16 protein-coding genes and 1 tRNA gene are annotated in these 17,846 nt (G+C 56.9%); 9 read left to right on the forward strand and 8 right to left on the reverse strand.

Annotated features, from left to right (window positions below; all coding sequences use genetic code 11):
- Positions 1-4: 4 nt before the first annotated feature.
- From pspC to pspA, 3 genes are read right to left on the reverse strand one after another with little or no spacing between them, the layout of a single operon-like run.
- Positions 5-352, reverse strand: a complete 348-nt coding sequence (gene pspC / locus B4056_RS14910; RefSeq protein WP_039384486.1) for an envelope stress response membrane protein PspC — start codon at positions 350-352, stop codon at positions 5-7.
- Positions 349-573, reverse strand: a complete 225-nt coding sequence (gene pspB, locus B4056_RS14915) for an envelope stress response membrane protein PspB (RefSeq protein WP_039384488.1) — start codon at positions 571-573, stop codon at positions 349-351. The genes pspC and pspB overlap by 4 nt, the downstream gene beginning before the upstream one ends.
- A 59-nt stretch (positions 574-632) precedes the next feature.
- On the reverse strand, positions 633-1,298 hold the full coding sequence (gene pspA, locus B4056_RS14920; RefSeq protein ID WP_071668851.1) for a phage shock protein PspA: 666 nt from the start codon (positions 1,296-1,298) through the stop codon (positions 633-635).
- 164 nt (positions 1,299-1,462) lie between these two features.
- On the opposite strand from pspA, the gene pspF reads away from it, so the two are divergent.
- From pspF to B4056_RS14960, 8 genes are all read left to right on the forward strand, one after another.
- Positions 1,463-2,470, forward strand: coding sequence for a phage shock protein operon transcriptional activator (pspF, locus tag B4056_RS14925; RefSeq protein ID WP_288655165.1), 1,008 nt, complete (start codon positions 1,463-1,465; stop codon positions 2,468-2,470).
- 503 nt (positions 2,471-2,973) lie between these two features.
- Positions 2,974-4,590: an ABC transporter substrate-binding protein SapA gene (sapA, locus tag B4056_RS14930; protein ID WP_288655168.1), complete on the forward strand. Its 1,617-nt coding sequence runs from the start codon at positions 2,974-2,976 to the stop codon at positions 4,588-4,590.
- A 3-nt stretch (positions 4,591-4,593) separates the two neighbouring features.
- Positions 4,594-5,559 (forward strand): putrescine export ABC transporter permease SapB, encoded by a 966-nt coding sequence (sapB, locus tag B4056_RS14935; protein WP_039384506.1) that lies wholly within the window; start codon positions 4,594-4,596, stop codon positions 5,557-5,559.
- Positions 5,546-6,436, forward strand: a complete 891-nt coding sequence (gene sapC / locus B4056_RS14940; RefSeq protein WP_039384510.1) for a putrescine export ABC transporter permease SapC — start codon at positions 5,546-5,548, stop codon at positions 6,434-6,436. The genes sapB and sapC overlap by 14 nt, the downstream gene beginning before the upstream one ends.
- Entirely contained in the window at positions 6,436-7,431 is a 996-nt protein-coding gene (sapD, locus tag B4056_RS14945) for a putrescine export ABC transporter ATP-binding protein SapD (RefSeq protein ID WP_039384513.1), read from the forward strand. The genes sapC and sapD overlap by 1 nt, the downstream gene beginning before the upstream one ends.
- Positions 7,431-8,234 (forward strand): putrescine export ABC transporter ATP-binding protein SapF, encoded by an 804-nt coding sequence (gene sapF / locus B4056_RS14950; protein WP_039384515.1) that lies wholly within the window; start codon positions 7,431-7,433, stop codon positions 8,232-8,234. Before sapD ends, sapF begins: the two co-directional genes overlap by 1 nt.
- A 141-nt stretch (positions 8,235-8,375) precedes the next feature.
- Positions 8,376-9,164, forward strand: coding sequence for an enoyl-ACP reductase FabI (gene fabI / locus B4056_RS14955; protein ID WP_039384517.1), 789 nt, complete (start codon positions 8,376-8,378; stop codon positions 9,162-9,164).
- Positions 9,165-9,358: 194 nt separating this feature from the next.
- Positions 9,359-10,480: a CMD domain-containing protein gene (locus B4056_RS14960; RefSeq protein ID WP_094110934.1), complete on the forward strand. Its 1,122-nt coding sequence runs from the start codon at positions 9,359-9,361 to the stop codon at positions 10,478-10,480.
- Here B4056_RS14960 and B4056_RS14965 read toward each other — a convergent pair.
- The 5 genes from B4056_RS14965 to B4056_RS14980 all read right to left on the reverse strand — a co-directional run bounded on the left by B4056_RS14965 (position 10,471) and on the right by B4056_RS14980 (position 15,236).
- Positions 10,471-11,367, reverse strand: coding sequence for a LysR family transcriptional regulator (locus B4056_RS14965; protein WP_094110935.1), 897 nt, complete (start codon positions 11,365-11,367; stop codon positions 10,471-10,473). The two genes, B4056_RS14960 and B4056_RS14965, sit on opposite strands and share 10 nt — an antisense overlap.
- A gap of 509 nt (positions 11,368-11,876) precedes the next feature.
- Positions 11,877-12,308, reverse strand: a complete 432-nt coding sequence (locus tag B4056_RS14970; RefSeq protein WP_223811752.1) for a cell envelope integrity TolA C-terminal domain-containing protein — start codon at positions 12,306-12,308, stop codon at positions 11,877-11,879.
- A gap of 72 nt (positions 12,309-12,380) precedes the next feature.
- Positions 12,381-12,572: an Rz1-like lysis system protein LysC gene (gene lysC / locus B4056_RS17070; protein ID WP_422662155.1), complete on the reverse strand. Its 192-nt coding sequence runs from the start codon at positions 12,570-12,572 to the stop codon at positions 12,381-12,383.
- A gap of 277 nt (positions 12,573-12,849) precedes the next feature.
- Positions 12,850-12,924 (reverse strand) — tRNA-Lys (locus B4056_RS14975).
- A gap of 722 nt (positions 12,925-13,646) precedes the next feature.
- Positions 13,647-15,236, reverse strand: coding sequence for a PTS transporter subunit EIIC (locus B4056_RS14980; RefSeq protein ID WP_039384533.1), 1,590 nt, complete (start codon positions 15,234-15,236; stop codon positions 13,647-13,649).
- 242 nt (positions 15,237-15,478) lie between these two features.
- Here B4056_RS14980 and B4056_RS14985 point away from each other — a divergent pair, with 242 nt between their 5' ends.
- Positions 15,479-17,788, forward strand: coding sequence for an FdhF/YdeP family oxidoreductase (locus B4056_RS14985; RefSeq protein ID WP_039384537.1), 2,310 nt, complete (start codon positions 15,479-15,481; stop codon positions 17,786-17,788).
- The last annotated feature ends 58 nt before the right edge of the window (positions 17,789-17,846 follow it).

Raw genomic sequence — 17,846 nt, forward strand, 5'->3', positions numbered from 1 at the left:
GGGATCAGAGCTGACGAAAACGGCTGCGCACGCTGAAGGTTTCAGAGGTCACGTAACGCTCTACATCGCGAACGCTGCGCTCATCCTGGCTCAGGGTCAGCGCCAGCTCATCCAGCAGTTCACGGGCCGTTGGCTGCTTCTGATCCGGCAGCGTGGCCGGTTTCTCATCCAGCACATAGCCGAGAATAAAATAGGCGGTCACGGTGATCATAAACAGGCCAAAGAACAGTGACAGCACGACGATGACGCGCAGCAGACGCACCGGTATGTCGAGATATTCCGCTACGCCGGCACATACGCCGCGTACTTTGCCCTGCTGCGGAATGCGCCAGAGTTTGCGATCGCCTGTCATGGCTGCCTCCAGTTTGGATGCTCCGCATCAAGAATCGCTTCCAGCGCCTGAACGCGTTCGCGCATACGTTGCGCCTCCTGCGTCAGCTGCTGCAGCCGCTGCATATCATTATTTGACAGTTCACCTGCGCTGCGCCGGTTGCTGTAATGCAGCCATAACCAGATGGGTGCGACAAACAGCACAAAAATCGTCAGGGGTATGGCAAGAAAAAGTGCGCTCATTGACTCTCCTTAATCATCTACACCGTTTCAGCCGGGCCCGAAAACGGGCCCGGACGCGATCACTCACCGCGGTTCATTCTGGCTTTCAGTGCGGCAAGCTGCTGGCTGATTTCATCATCAGCTTTCAGCTCAGCAAACTGCTGATCCAGCGTTTTTGATTTACCAAAGCGCTGGCTTTCCGCTTCAGCTTCCATATGGTCGATACGACGTTCAAAGGACTCAAAGCGCGCCATCGCATCATCAATTTTGCCGCTGTCGAGCTGACGACGAACATCGCGTGATGAGGAAGCCGCCTGATGGCGCAGCGTCAGCGCCTGCTGGCGGGCGCGGGTTTCACCGAGCTTATTTTCCAGCTCGCCGATCTCGCCTTTCATTCGCTCCAGCGTTTCATCCACCTGCGTTGATTCCTGCTGCAGCAGGCTAATCAGATCGGTGAGTTTCTGTTTCTCAATCAGCGCAGAGCGTGCCAGATCCTCTTTCTCTTTGCTGATAGCCAGCTCCGCTTTTTCCTGCCACTCCGACTGCTGGACCTCAGCCTGTTCAATACGGCGCAGCAGCTGCTTTTTCTCAGCCAGCGCGCGCGCTGAAGTTGAACGTACCTCAACCAGCGTGTCTTCCATTTCCTGAATCATCAGGCGTACCAGTTTCTGCGGATCTTCTGCGCGCTCAAGCAGCGAGTTAATGTTAGCGTTTACGATGTCAGCGAAACGAGAAAAAATACCCATAATGATGTTCCTCAATATTGTCATGTATATGGTCGGGACGCCTGTAGTGCTTACAAGATGCGTGCCAACTTTTAAGTAACTGATTTTATTGAGTGCGCTGGGTTTACATTCCTGCTGCGAAAGGCCAGGATGAGTAAATTACACAACTGTTGGTGAAATTCATCATGGCTAATGGCAACGATAACCTGCTGGGCGAGTCGAATAATTTTCTTGAGATGCTGGAGCAGGTGTCTCAGCTGGCACCGCTGGAAAAACCGGTGCTGGTCATTGGTGAGCGCGGCACCGGTAAAGAGCTGATCGCCAGCCGGCTGCACTATCTGTCTGAACGCTGGCAGGGCCCTTTTATCTCGCTTAACTGTGCAGCGCTTAATGAGAGCCTGCTCGACTCGGAACTCTTCGGGCATGAGGCGGGCGCTTTTACCGGCGCGCAGAAGCGTCATCTTGGCCGCTTTGAGCGCGCCGACGGCGGCACGCTGTTTCTTGATGAGCTGGCGACCGCACCGATGCTGGTTCAGGAGAAGCTACTGCGCGTAATCGAATATGGCCAGCTGGAGCGCGTTGGCGGTAATCACGCGCTGCAGGTTAATGTACGCCTGGTCTGCGCCACCAATGAAGATCTGCCCGCGCTTGCTGCTGCCGGAAAATTCCGGGCGGACCTGCTGGATCGTCTCGCCTTTGATGTGGTGCAGCTGCCGCCGCTGCGCCAGCGACGCAGCGATATTCTGCTTATGGCGGAGCATTTTGCTATTCAGATGTGTCGCGAGCTGCGTCTGCCGCTGTTTCCCGGCTTCAGCGAACGTGCGCAGTGGGAGCTGCTGGATTACCACTGGCCCGGCAATGTGCGCGAACTGAAGAATGTCGTGGAGCGTTCCGTGTATCGTCACCGCAGCACCGAAGAGCCGCTGGACACGATCATCATCAATCCGTTTGCTTCACGTGCCACAGATTCAGCAGAGCCGCAGCGCCCTGCCGAATCTGCAGTCCTGCCCGCGCTGCCGCTCGATTTGCGCCAGTGGCAGTATCAGCAGGAGCGCGCGCTGCTGGAAGTGAGCCTGCAACAGGCAAAGTTTAACCAGCGGCGCGCGGCCGGGCTGCTGGGTGTGACCTATCATCAGCTGCGGGCAATGATGAAAAAGCATGATATTCAGGTACGGGATGAGGGTGAGCAGTAAGGTGGCAGCAAGGCGGCAAGTGAAGCAGCGACCGGGAGCATACATCAGTATGTAACCGCTTCTGCTGAACGCGGCCAGTGCAGCTGCCGCAGACCAGACAGCCTTTTTTCAAACTGACTGGTGTGGCAGCAAGGCGGCAAGTGAAGCAGCGACCGGGAGCATACATCAGTATGTGACCGGTTCTGCTGAACGCAGCCAACGCCGCTGCCGCGCCAGTCAGGAAGAAAAAAAAAGCCCGCACAGGGCGGGCAACATAATACTGGAAGCAATGTGAGCAATGTCGTGCTCTTCTCCGGCAGAGCCACCGGTGAAGCGCAGGTGAATAATAATCATTCCTATTATCATCTGTAAAGCTTTATTGAGAATTTTTCTCATTCCCACACAGTTACTGCGCCTGCTTTCTGGACGATATGGCTGTTATTGCTGCTGGCGTGCGGGGGAGTTTGGGAACTCTTACCGGTTTGCGATACACTCTGGCTATTGCCTCAGAATCGTTGAGTTCTATGCTAAAAATTCTCTTCTCGCTGCTGCTGAGTTTCAGCGCTTTGAGCGCGTCTGCTGCGCCTGCGGAATCGATCCGTCAGACCGGCTTTGTCTATTGTGTAAACGGCAGCGTTAACACTTTTAACCCGCAGATGGTCAGCAGCGGCCTGGTGGTTGATACCCTGGCCGCGCAGCTCTACGACAGACTGCTGGACGTTGACCCTTACACTTATCGTTTAATACCCGATCTGGCGCAGAGCTGGGAAGTGCGCGATAACGGCGCAACCTACCGGTTTCATCTGCGGCGGAATGTCTCTTTCCAGCATACCGCCAGCTTTACGCCCCGCCGCACGCTGAACGCCGATGATGTGGTATTCAGTTTTGCGCGGATGTTTGACCGGCATCATCCGTGGCATAATGTTAACGGCGGCAGCTATCCCTATTTTGACAGCCTGCAGTTTGCCGACTCCGTCCAGAGCGTCAAAAAGCTGGATCGCTATACCGTGGAGATCCGCCTGAACGCGCCTGACGCCTCTTTTTTATGGCATATCGCTACCCACTACGCGCCGGTACTGTCACAGGAGTATGCCGCGCAGCTGGATGCCAAAGGGCAGCAGGAGAAGCTGGATCGCGAACCGGTGGGCACCGGCCCCTATCAGCTGAGCGAGTATCGTACCGGGCAGTATCTGCGTCTGGCGCGCAATCCCTGGTACTGGAAGGGCATACCGCGCCTGCAGCAGGTGGTGATTGACCTGGGCGTTGGCGGCACCGGACGCCTGTCAAAACTGCTGACCGGCGAGTGTGACGTACTGGCTTATCCGGCGGCGAGCCAGCTCTCGATCCTGCGCGACGATCCGCGTTTGCGCATGACGCTGCGCCCCGGCATGAATATCGCTTATCTGGCGTTTAACACCCGCAAAGCGCCGCTGGACCGGCCTGAAGTGCGGCACGCGCTGGCGCTGGCAATCAATAATGAGCGCCTGATGGAGTCCATTTATTACGGCACGGCGGAAACTGCGGCGTCTATCCTGCCGCGCGCCTCGTGGGCCTATGACAGCGACGCCCGCGTAACGGAATATAATCCGGACAAATCGCGCGCGGCGCTGAAAGCCCTCGGCATCGAAGACCTGACGCTGCGTCTGGTGGTGCCAACCACCTCCATGTCCTGGAACCCCAGCCCGCTTAAAACCGCCGAGCTGCTGCAGGCGGATCTGGCGCAGGTCGGCGTTAACGTTATTATCACCCCGGTTGAGGGCCGCTTTCAGGAAGCGCAGCTGATGGCGATGAACCACGATTTAACCCTGAGCGGCTGGGCCACCGACAGCAACGATCCTGATAGCTTCTTCCGTCCGCTGCTCAGCTGTGCGGCGATCCGTTCCCAGACCAACTATGCTCACTGGTGTTCCCCGGCGTTCGATGAGTCTCTGCAGCGCGCCCTGCTCTCTCAGCAGCTCTCCGCGCGGATTGAAAGCTATGACCGTGCACAGCAGCTGCTTGCTCAGGAGCTGCCGGTATTGCCGCTCGCCTCTTCACTGCGCGTGCAGGCGTACCGGCACGATATTCAGGGGCTGGTACTGAGTCCGTTTGGCAACGCCTCTTTCGCCGGCGTACATCGTGATGAGCAGAGCGGAGAGTAACCGATGATTATCTATTTACTGCGCCGTTTGCTGCTGCTGGTGATCACCCTGTTTCTGCTGTCGCTGGTGAGCTTCAGCCTGAGCTATTTCACCCCAAACGCGCCGCTCGAAGGCGCGTCGCTTCTCGATGCGTGGTGGTTCTGGACCCAGGGTTTGCTGCAGTTTGATTTTGGCGTCTCCAGCATTAACGGGCTGCCGGTTGATCTGCAGCTGCGTGAAGTCTTCCCCGCCACGCTGGAGCTGTGCGTGCTCGCGTTTATGCTCGCGCTGCTGGCCGGTATTCCGCTCGGTATCTGTGCCGGGGTCATGCGTAAAAAATGGCCGGACAGAGCGATCAGCGCGCTGGCGCTGCTGGGCTTTTCCATGCCGGTATTCTGGCTGGCGCTGCTGTTTACCCTGTTTTTTTCACTAACGCTCGGCTGGCTGCCGGTATCGGGTCGATTCGACCTGCTTTATCCGGTGCAGAATGTCACCGGGTTTGCGCTGATCGACGCCTGGCTGAGTCCGTCGCGCTGGCGTCATGAGATGCTGCTGAGCGCGCTGTCACATATGGTGCTGCCTGTGATCGTGCTCGCCGTAGCACCCACCACCGAAGTGATCCGGCTGCTGCGCATCAGTACCAGTGAAGTGATGGATAAAAATTATGTTAAAGCGGCGGCTACCCGCGGCCTGTCGCGCTTCACCGTAATCCGCCGTCACGTGCTGCATAACGCTCTGCCACCGGTGATCCCGCGGCTGGGACTGCAATTTTCGACCATGCTGACGCTGGCGATGATCACCGAAGTCGTTTTCAACTGGCCGGGTCTGGGACGCTGGCTGATTAACGCCATCCGCCAGCAGGATTATGCGGCCATTTCCGCTGGCGTAATGGTTGCGGGCGGGCTGGTGATTATCGTCAGCGTTCTCTCTGATATTCTTGGCGCCGCCCTGAACCCGCTAAAGCACAAGGAGTGGTATGCCCATCGATAACGTTTACGCCGAGAAGCGGCTGCCAAGCACGCTGCGCCTCAGCTGGCATCACTTCTACCGCGATACGGGCGCGATGATCGGCCTGTATGGCTTTGGCACGCTGCTGCTGCTCTGCCTGTTTGGCCGGCTGATCGCGCCGTATGGCATCGATCAGCAGTTTCTGGGCTATCAGCTGCTGCCGCCCTCCTGGTCACGCTACGGCGACGTCTCATTTTTCCTCGGCACTGACGACCTGGGCCGTGATGTGCTGAGCCGCCTGCTGAGCGGCGTGGCGCCGACGGTGGGTTCCGCGCTGGTGGTGACGCTGCTGGCCGCGCTGGCCGCGCTGCTGCTGGGTATTCTGGCGGGCATGACGCGCGGCGTGCGTTCCGCCGTGATGAACCACGTTCTGGATACGCTGCTGTCAATTCCGTCACTGCTGCTGGCGATTATCGTGGTTGCTTTTCTCGGGCCGCAGCTGGCGCACGCCATGCTGGCGGTGCTGCTGGCGCTGATCCCGCGGCTGGTACGGGAGATCTACACCGCCGTGCACGATGAGCTGGAGAAAGAGTATGTTGTGGCGCTGCGTCTGGACGGCGCCCGCAATCTCAGCATTCTCTGGAACGCGGTGCTGCCCAATATCCTGCCGCTGCTGATTGGTGAGTTTACCCGCTCACTGTCGATGGCAATCCTGGATATCGCCGCGCTGGGCTTCCTGGACCTGGGCGCACAGCTTCCTTCGCCGGAATGGGGAGCGATGCTGGGAGATGCGCTGGAGCTGATCTATGTTGCGCCCTGGACGGTGATGCTGCCGGGTGCGGCGCTGATGATAAGCGTCCTGATTGTTAACCTGCTGGGCGACGGTATCCGTCGCGCGGTTGAGGCGGGAGCTGAATAATGCCGCTACTGGATATCCGCAATCTGACGATTGAGTTTATGACGCCCGAAGGGCCGGTCAAGGCGGTGGACCGCATTAACCTGACGCTGAGCGAGGGAGAGATCCGCGGGCTGGTGGGGGAATCAGGCTCCGGAAAAAGCCTGGTGGCTAAAGCGATCTGCGGCGTTACGAAAGATAACTGGCGCGTTACCGCCGATCGTATGGTGTTTGACGACATCGATCTGCAGCGTCTTTCGCCGCGCGAACGGCGTAAAATCATGGGGCACAATGTCTCGATGATTTTTCAGGAGCCGCAATCCTGTCTCGATCCCTCGGAGAGCGTCGGCCGCCAGCTGATGCAGGCGATCCCACGCTGGACGCATAAGGGCCGCTGGTATCAGCGCCTGTGGTTCTGGCGCAAAGCACGCGCTATTGAATTACTGCACCGGGTAGGTATTCGCGATCACAAAGATATTATGCGCAGCTTTCCCTACGAACTTACCGAGGGCGAGTGTCAGAAAGTGATGATAGCGATTGCGCTGGCAAATCAGCCGCGCCTGCTGATTGCCGATGAGCCGACTAACGCCATGGAGCCTACCACCCAGGCGCAGATATTTCGCCTGCTGAGCCGCCTGAACCAGAATAACAACACCACGATTCTGCTGATCAGCCACGATCTGCGCACCATGAGCAAATGGGCTGACCGCATTAACGTGATGTATTGCGGACAGACGGTGGAGACCGCGCAGAGCGAAGAGCTGATGAGCACGCCGCACCACCCCTACACGCAGGCGCTGATCCGCGCGATGCCCGATTTTGGCAGCGCGCTACCGCACAAAAGCCGTCTGAACACGCTCTCCGGCGCGATTCCGTCGCTGGAGCATCTGCCGATTGGCTGCCGGCTTGGCCCGCGCTGCCCCTACGCGCAGCGCAAATGCGTTGAAACGCCGCGCCTGACCGGCAGTAAATCGCATCTGTTTGCCTGTCACTTTCCGCTTAACCGGGAGCGTCAGTAATGGAAACCCTGCTGGAAGTACGCAACCTGAGCAAAACCTATCGCTATCGCACCGGGCTGTTTCGTCGCCAGCACGTCGAGGCGGTAAAAAATGTCAGTTTTACGCTGCGTGAAAAGCAGACACTGGCAATCATTGGCGAGAACGGCTCCGGCAAATCCACGCTGGCCAAGATGCTGAGCGGCATGGTGGCTCCGAGTGCCGGTGAAATGCTGATTGACGATCATCCGCTGAGCTATGGCGACTACGGCTATCGCAGCCAGCGCATCCGGATGATTTTTCAGGACCCGTCGACCTCGCTGAATCCGCGCCAGCGCGTCAGTCAGATCCTCGACCTGCCGCTGCGTCTGAATACGGAGCTGGATGATGAGGCGCGCGAGCAGCGTATTATCAGCACGCTGCGTCAGGTCGGGCTGCTGCGCGACCATGCAGGATACTATCCGCATATGCTGGCGCCGGGCCAGAAGCAACGCCTGGCGCTGGCGCGGGCGCTGATCCTGCAGCCCAAGGTGATCGTGGCCGATGAGGCGCTCGCCTCGCTGGATATGACCATGCGCTCTCAGCTGGTTAACCTGATGCTGGAGCTGCAGGAGAAACATGGCATCGCCTATATCTACGTCACGCAGCATCTTGGCATGATGAAACATATCAGCGATCAGGTGCTGGTGATGCATCAGGGTGAAGTGGTTGAGCGCGGCGGCACCGCGGATGTTTTAGCCTCGCCGCTGCATGAGCTGACCAAAAGGCTCATCGCCAGCCACTTTGGTGAAGCGCTGACCGCTGAAGCCTGGCGGCGCGCGCTCTGAATGCCGCCCGTCTCGCGGAAAACGCGGTGCGGTTTACCGTATTTGACACAGACGTGCTAGAATCCGCACGTCGATTAACGTCGGTCGTATACTTTTTAATCATCACGACCGCCAACAACAATGACCATAAGGATTACAGCTATGGGTTTTCTTTCCGGTAAGCGCATTCTGATTACTGGCGTTGCCAGTAAACTCTCCATCGCCTACGGTATTGCGCAGGCGATGCATAAGCAGGGCGCAGAACTGGCTTTCACCTACCAGAACGACAAACTGAAAGGTCGTGTGGAAGAGTTCGCTAAAGAATTGGGTTCAGACATTGTTCTGCCTTGCGATGTTGCAGAAGATGAGAGCATCACTGCCCTGTTCACTGAGCTGGCAAAAACCTGGCCAAAATTTGACGGTTTCGTGCACTCTATCGGCTTTGCCCCGGGCGATCAGCTGGATGGTGACTACGTCAATGCCGTGACCCGCGAAGGTTTTAAAATCGCGCACGACATCAGCGCTTACAGCTTCGTGGCAATGGCCAAAGAGTGCCGCGCGATGCTGAACCCGAATGCAGCCCTGCTGACCCTCTCTTATCTGGGCGCAGAGCGTGCTATTCCAAACTACAACGTTATGGGTCTGGCGAAAGCGTCGCTGGAAGCTAACGTACGCTACATGGCTAACGCAATGGGTCCGGAAGGCGTGCGCGTCAACGCCGTATCTGCGGGTCCAATTCGTACCCTGGCTGCCTCCGGCATCAAAGATTTCCGTAAAATGCTCTCCCACTGTGAAGCGGTTACCCCGATTCGCCGTACGGTGACCATCGAAGACGTAGGTAACTCTGCGGCCTTCCTGTGCTCCGACCTGGCAGGTGGTATCACCGGTGAAGTTGTTCACGTTGATGGCGGCTTTAGCATTGCTGCGATGAACGAGCTGGAACTGAAATAAGTTTTGCAGGGGCGAGCCTGACTCGCCCCACTCCCTCTTTGACCGCACTATATACCCATTCGATATTAATTATTCCCCTTCATTCTTTTGCCTGTGCCTGACCATCAGCGACGATAAGCCTGCCCCCGAGTGGCGACACGCTTTTCAGAATTTCCCGTCGTACGCTCAGCCCGAATTTAGCGAAAGGATGGATTATGGAACAACGCCGTTTTACCGGCCATAACCTCTGGCTGTATGAAAGCCAGGCTCGCCCATACACCTCCACCACTGCCCCGCTGGTCCCCGAGGCCGCCCTGGTTAACGATCGATTCCTGCTTGGTCTGCAGCAGGAAGTAACGGTTTTACAGCCGCTGTTTCGCCGCTTTCAGCCGGCATTGCTGGCGGCTCGCGATGTAAGCCAGCTGTTGTTTCCCGACAGCCTGACGGCATCGCAAACGCATACGCTGACACTCTATGACCGGCTAAGCGCGGCCCTGACGGTCGCCCAGGTAGCGGGCGTTCAGCGCCTGTGCAATCACTACTCAGCGCGCCTCAACCCGCTCCCCGGTCCCGACTCTTCCCGCGAGAGCAACAATCGCCTGACGCAGATGACGCAGTATGCCCGTCAGCTGGCGATGCAGCCGGCGCTTATTAACGCTCACAGCCTCGGCGCGCTGGAGGCGGTGGGACTGACAGAGCCCGATATCATCACGCTGACCCAGATTATCGGTTTCACAGGATTCCAGGCGCGGATGGTGGCTGGCGTGCAGGCGCTGCTGGCACAGCCGGTACGCTGGATCCCCGGCGCATCAGTGCCGCCCGACGCCTGCGCCACGCTGTTTGCTGAAGATAATCTCTGCTCGCCCGGGCTGAAGCCGCTGGAGCGACGTTACGCCAGCCTGCAGCAGCTGAGCGCGCAGGCTGACTGTCTGAACGATAGCGATCTGGAGCCGCTGAGCTGGCTGCTGATGTATGATGCGCCGGTTCTGAGCGGCCTGCAGCGCCTGAAACAGCAGCTGCTGCCGGTTAACCCGGAGGCGGAAGCGCTGGCGCTGGCGGTCAGCGCGCGTATTCTCGGCTGTCGTCAGCGTTTTACACGCTACGCCGGTGAGTGGCGTGAAGCGTTGCTGGCTGACGCTGCGCATAATCGCGACGCGGTGGCTGCGCTGAGCGGGCAGCTGACGCGTCAGCCCGATCGGTTTAGTGCCGCCCACCTGCAGCCGCTGATCAACAGCGGCTGGGATCATACCGCCCTGTTTACGCTGTTGCAGAGAGTGGCGCTGGCCAGCTGGGAAGACCGGCTTACTATGGCGCTGGCAGAGACGCGTCAGTCATGAAGATGGCGGCGCGCCTCATCAAAAAAGTGCTGCGCCAGCGGTGAGGCACGTCCCGGCTCTGCGATCACCAGCGCAGCCTGTCGTCCCATTGGTGCCATATCGATCGGGCGCCGCGCCAGGTTCTGCAACAGTTCGGGCAGCAGATGTCCGCACGGTGATACCATTACGCCGAGGCCAACCTGTGCGCTCTGCAGCAGTTGCATAATGGAGGCGCTCTCAACGATCACACGCGGCAGCACACCGGTTTCGCGCAGCTGGCCATCAAGATAACGCCGGAAATAGCGCGTGGGTTCAGCCAGACAGAGCGGCTGCGCTGCCAGGGTATGCAGTGAGAGCCGCTGCTGCTTCAGCAGCGCCGGAAAGTGCTGCGGGTTAAAAATCGCTTCCACTCCGCCGTCGTTCAGCAATGCCGTCTGAAAGTGCAGCTCGCGCAGGGACGTCAGCTCAAAAAAGCCGATGCCGCCGTCAACGGTATGGCTGTTCAGCGCTTCCAGTAACTGATCGGCGCTCATCGCCGCGACGCGATAGTCCAGCTGAGGATAGCGCGCCTCGACCGCTTTAAGCAGCGCCGGCAGTGCCACGCTGCACTGCGGCATCACGCCCAGCCGCAGCGTACCGTTTACGCCATGCTTAAGAGATTCAACCTCCAGCTTCAGTCCCTGATAGACAGAAACAATTTCCCGCGCCCAGGTCAGCACCCGCTCACCTTCCGGGGTAAAGCCGTCAAAGTTGTTACTGCGGTTAATCAGCGATAACCCCAGCTCACGCTCGAGGTTTTTGAGCCGCATTGAGAGCGTAGGCTGGCTGACAAAACTCGCTTCTGCCGCCCGGCCAAAATGGCGCTCCCGCTCAAGATTACACAGGTAAATTAATTGTTTTATGTCTATTTTGATTACCTATCAACGACTTATGAACTATAAAACATCTGATAAAATTATTATGTACTAACCTGCGTAATAAATAAAAAATTGCTCAGATACAGAGTGCGGATGATCAGGTAGCTCAGCATGAATGTCAAAATGAAACATCTGTGTGCCGCATCTCGCACGTTACCTTCTCATTACGATGACATCATTCAGCGGCTCACCTTCCATAACCTCGCCCTCTTCCGTCGCCAGGCTGTAGCGGTACATCTTGCACGGCCCTGAGTAGCCGTTGCACTGATACACAATTATGCTGCCGGGCTTTACCGCTGCAGCTGAGACCTGATCCCCATTGATTAATACACCGTGATGTGGCAGATGCCTGGCTTATTAATTCCAGCAAAAAACCGCCTGGGGGCGGTTAAAAAACGGTGTGAATCGCTGCTCTTTGGCTGAATTACAACCTGCCAATGGCCGCTACTCCTTGCTGGATAATTCGTTAGCCGATTTTCTCCAGAGAAGCCCGGCTCTTTCTACTGAGGTGCGACACGAACTGGTATAACTTCATTCATGCTTTTCGGACGCATAGGGAATGTTTCTGACTCTATGGCTCCTTTTATAGCGTCGACTGCTGCAGCACAGAGCTTTTGGTTTCCTTCAAGCACCATGACATCCGTAGGCTGCTGGCCTACTGGCTGTGTAACTTGCAGGGTGCAGATCTTGCCTCGGTATAGATCAGTATCAAAGAGGCGATATTGTATGGCAGAAGTGAACTGGCATACCCACAGAAGTGTATCTCTGTCTGCTTTCGCCTGAGGAATTTGCGACTCACATTGATTCTTCAACTCGACCGCAGTTGGAAATTTAGAAGATTGCTTCGCCTTTAGTCTGGCCTGAGATTGCGGATTAGACTGACAACCAGCCAGCAGTACGACAAGAGCTAAAAAAAACGATTTTTTCATCATGGCTTCCATGCGGGTAATTTGGTCTCTTATATCACCCAAATTACCCGCATGGAAAGTTACACCTAGCCAGGGCTAACATTCCCTGAATGCATCCTGTTGCGAGGCTCTGTTTTCGTCAATCCTGCTGATGGCTCTTAATTTGCCGTTGCACTCATTCAGCGAATCCAGCAGCCGCAAGTTAAGCAGGATGCCGTCACCCCAGGTCGTCAGTTTCGGAAGAGCTGGCACCGGGCAATTACTGAGCAGGCTTGCCGGTATCGGCAGCTGCGGCTCCTTTTCTGTTCAGGGATTGATGACAGGGTGAACAGAACAAGCCCGGTTAAACTTCTTACTGCCACCTGAGGAACTTCCCTGATCCTTCCCGCCGCTAAATGCCCGATGCAGCTTTAGTTGATCATAATGAGAACGCCGCGATTACGGCTATTCGCGTGTAAAAGATGCCCGCTGTCTCACGGATAGATTTGAGATCGCTTTGAGTGGCGGGGGTGAAAACGAAAAAGGCACTGCCGAAGCAGTGCCTTTGGTGTTGCAAAATGAGAGCTGGACCGCCGTCGGGGATTTTAACCCCGCTCTCTGCCCTAAGTAGCCAGCGCTCTGTCCAATGAGCTAACGGCGGATAACTGCGGTGCCAGACGTTTTCAGATTGCTGTTAAAGCAGCTGGTGAGCCTTACCCGATGGCAAACTGATACTGCCCGCGAAGGCAATTTAACGTATGACCTGATTATAACATATTGGTTACCCGACGATGCCGGGACAGAGCAAACAGAGGGGCAAGCGCGGTCTGGCCAGCTGTCAGCTGGCTCTGCCTGAGCCGGTAAGCGATACGGGCCGGGGGATAACTCATAAGCATTAATGATAAATAAACATTTACTTATAGGATTATTCTGATACATTAGGTGTGCAAAGATTGCACACAGCAAAAGGACTATAAAAATGAAAAAAGTCGCCACGCTTCTGGTTTTAACTGCAGCATTTGTTTTTTCAACGGCAGCGGTTGCCTGTCCTAAAGGGACCCACCCTCACGGCGGTACCGGCTCGCACCATGCTGGCGGTACGTGTTATTGATTCCTGTAAGTGCGTTTGCAGGATAAAGAGCCAGCGTTGTTCTCAGCCAGCCCACCGACAGGTGGGTTTTTTTATGCCCTCTGCGCTTCATAACCGGTAAGCGCTGCGCACAAAAAAGCTGCCCGCAGGCAGCTTCAGGGTAATGCCCTACCCGGCGCTTATCTCCGGCACTCGCAATGGCTTAGCTCTTGAAAGGGCAGCGCCACTATCGCAAATATCAGTCCGGCACGTTTAACAATGATTGCGATATTCACTATTAGCAGGCTTATAAATCAGCTTACCCCGAGCGCCTGTTTGACTTCATTCGCAATTTTTTCAACCTGCGGGCCATAGATCACCTGCACATCATGTTCCGTCACGCGGTTAACGCCGTTAGCTCCGGTGGAAAGCAGCGTCTGATCAACTACCTCATTCATTGCCTTGACGCGTACCCGCAGGCGGGTAAAGCAGCAATCGACTTCCTCTATATTCGCTTCGCCGCCCAGACCGCTGATAATGACTCTGGTACGCTCGTCTGCCGTGACCTGCGGCGCTTTCTGCTCATCTTCACTCTCGCGTCCCGGCGTCTCTACCCCCATACGCGTGATGACCAGGCGAAACAGATAGTAATAAAGCGGCGCGTAACAGGCACCCAGCACTAGCGTCCACCACCAGTGGGTCTTACTGCCGCCGAGAATGCCGAATACCACCAGATCGATAGCGCCGCCCTGCACGTTGCCAATCATCAGGTGCAGCATCGACATCAGCATAAACGAGAGGCCGGTCAGCAGCGCATGCAGCACATAAAGTACTGGTGAGACAAAGATAAAACAGAACTCCAGCGGCTCAGTAATACCGGTGGTAAATGAGGTCAGCGCCCCCGCCAGCACCAGCGCTTTTACCCGCTGCTTATGCTCCGGACGGGCCGTATGGTAGATCGCCAGGGCGGCGGCCGGCAGACCAAACATCATGACCGGGATTTTGCCCTGCGCCAGAAACTGCGTGGCGGTGCGCACGGTGTCATCCGGAATCGCCCCCGGATGCGTCAGCGAACTGTTAAAGATATTGAGCGCGCCGACGACGCTCTGCCCCTCGACGGTGGCCATCCCGCCAATCGGGGTAAAGCGCACCGTCTCGTTCAGAATATGGTGCAGGCCGGTCGGGATCAGCAGCCGTTCGCACGCTCCCAGCAGAAAGGCGCCATATTGCCCGCTTTTACCAATCATCTCTCCGACCCAGGCAATACCGGCTCCGATAGTTGGCCAGATGAGCGCCAGCAGCACGCCCGCCAGCGGCAGCACAACCACGGTAATAATCGGCACAAAGCGGCGTCCGCCAAAAAAGCTGATCGCCACCGGAAGCTGCTGAGTATAAAAGCGGTTGTGCAGTACTACCGTAAGCAGCCCGGCAATCACCCCGCCCAGTACGCTCATGTTGTAGGTAAAAATGCCCAGCATCTGGATATATTCTGCCGACAGCATCATCGCGCTGGTTTGATCCATCCCCGCCTGCTGCAGCGCCTGCGGCGTGGTGGTTGCGGCGGTCAGCCCTTTGGCTGCCAGGGTGGCGCTGATGCCTGTGTTCATCATCAGATAACCAATGACGGCGGCAAAAGCGGCCGTGGGTTTCTCCGCTTTCGCCAGCCCGATTGCGCTGGCAACGGCAAAGAACAGCGGCAGGTTGGCAAAAAGTGCACCGGCAACCTTGCGGATAAAGCCGATGATCAGCTGTGGCACCTGCATCTGTGCAAAGGCTTCACCGGTGATCGCCGGGTTCTGCAGCGCGGCGGCCAGTCCGAGAAATATGCCAGCGGCGGCGATAACCGAGATAGGCATCATCAGCGCTTTACCAAACGCGTGGATCTGGCTGGTGAGTTGTTTCATGACGCGCTCCTTCACACGGTGAAAGAGCAATTATTAGCCACTATTACGCTGCTTACGCAGCCGCGTGTCTCTCAGAGCTGAGGTAATTTGAATTAGATCACAGTTTGTCGCCATGGCGATAAACGCCGCCTATCGCTCAATTAAGTCAATCAATTAGACAACCTCTGTTCTCAGTCGCACACTTCTTTTCAACAGAAGACATATTCTGATAACAACTCATAAACAATAAGCCTGCGACTACCATGAAATTTAAACGTAAAATTCAGCCTTACCGCGCTGCTGCTGGCGGCTGGGGTTCACTGGAAGCGACCACCCGTTTCGTATTTGACAGCAAAGCTGCCCTGAAAAATATGCGTAATCTGATGCGCATGAACAAAGCGCGCGGCTTCGACTGCCCCGGCTGTGCCTGGGGCGATGATAATAAAAGTACGTTTAGCTTCTGTGAGAACGGCGCCAAAGCGGTGACCTGGGAAGCGACGCGACGCGTGGTCGAGCCTGAGTTTTTTGCTCAGCACAGCGTCAGCACGCTCTATCAGCAGAGCGACTATTTTCTCGAGTATCAGGGGCGTCTGACGCACCCGATGCGCTATAACAGCACCACCGATCACTATGAACCCATCAGCTGGGATGCGGCGTTTGCGCTGATTGCTCAGCACCTGAAAGCGATGGACCATCCCGATCAGCTGGAACTCTACACTTCCGGGCGCGCCAGCAATGAAGCCTCCTGGCTCTATCAGCTGTTTGGTCGTGTGATGGGCACCAATAACTTCCCTGACTGTTCCAACATGTGCCATGAAGCCAGCGGCAGCGGCCTGAAACGCAGCATCGGTGTCGGAAAAGGCACCATTCGTCTCGACGATTTCGATCACGCTAACGCCATTTTTGTGCTCGGGCAAAACCCGGGGACCAACCATCCGCGCATGCTGCACAGCCTGCGTCACGCTGCCGATCACGGCGCAAAAATTGTGACATTTAATACCCTGCGTGAACGTGGTCTGGAGCGCTTTGCCGATCCGCAAAAGCCGCTGGAAGTGGTCACATCCAAAGCCGGCACCATCAGTTCCGCCTACTATCAGCCCAACCTCGGTGGCGATATGGCCGCCCTGCGCGGCATGGTGAAAGCGCTGCTGGAAGTGGAGCGCGCGCGCCTTGCTGCCGGTGAGCCGGGCATTTTCGATCGGACGTTTATCGCCGCAAATACGCAGGGCGTTGAGGCCTATCTGGACGCGGTAGATAACACCTCGTGGCAGCAGATTGTGCAGCAGTCAGGCCTGAGCGAAGCGCAGATCCGCGAAGCGGCGGCCATTTATCAGAGCGCGGAACGGGTGATTATCACCTGGGCGATGGGGATCACGCAGCATAAGCACTCCGTCGACACCGTACGCGAAATCGTCAACCTGCAGCTGCTGTTTGGTCAGCTGGGTAAAAAAGGTGCCGGCCTCTGCCCGGTACGTGGCCACAGCAACGTGCAGGGCAACCGCACCATGGGTATCGATGAAAAGCCTTCTAAGCCTTTCCTTGATGCCATGGGCGCCCATTTTGGTTTTGAACCCCCGCGTAATGCCGGTCACAACACCGTTGAAGCGCTGGGCGCCATGCTGCGTGATGAAGTGAAAGTGCTGATTGCTCTCGGCGGCAATCTGGCGGCGGCAGCGCCCGACTCTCCGGTTACGGAAGCCGCGCTGCAGCACTGTGGTCTGACGGTGCATATCAGCACCAAGCTCAACCGCAGTCATCTGGTGCCGGGTCATGAAGGGCTGATCCTGCCTACGCTGGGCCGCACCGAGCGCGATCGTCAGGCTGGTGGTAATCAGTTCATTACCGTTGAGGACTCATTCAGTATGGTTCACGCTTCAGAAGGCGTGGGCATCCCGCTGGCGGAGACGCAGCGTTCAGAAACCGCCATTGTGGCAGGTATCGCCCACGCGACGCTGGGCAGCGATCATATCGACTGGCTCGGCATGGCGGCGGACTACAATATTATCCGCGATCATATCGCCGCGACGATCCCGGGCTTTGCTGATTTCAATACAAAGTGCGACCAGCCTGGCGGTTTTTATCTCGGCAACGCGGCGGCAGAGCTGCGCTTTAATACGCCATCGCAGCGTGCTGAATTCAGCGCGTCCGCCCTGCCCGACTCGCTGTTTCCTCAGCTCGGCAGCGACGTGACCGTGCCGTTTACGCTGCAGACGCTGCGTTCACACGATCAATACAACACCACGATTTACGGTCTCGACGATCGCTATCGCGGCGTCTATGGTCAGCGTGAAGTGGTGTTTATTCATCCTGAGGATATGGCGGCGCTGGGCTTTACCGAAGGCCAGCAGGTGGATATTGAAACCCTCTGGAATGATGGCCTGACCCGTCGCGTCAGCGGCTTTAAACTGGTGCCGTACAATATTCCGCGCGGGAATCTCGCAGCCTACTATCCGGAAACCAACCCGCTGGTACCGCTCTCAAGCTACGGCGATATCAGCGGAACGCCGACCTCTAAATCGGTGCCGGTGAAGCTCACGCTTAGCGCCGCCCTGCCCACGCAGCGTATCGCCTGATTACGCGTTATTCTCTGAAACAAAAGCCGCGCTCTGCGGCTTTTTAACCCGTTTTAAC

Source organism: Pantoea sp. UBA7232, assembly GCF_002473195.1.
Classification (GTDB): Bacteria; Pseudomonadota; Gammaproteobacteria; order Enterobacterales; family Enterobacteriaceae; genus Pantoea; species Pantoea eucrina.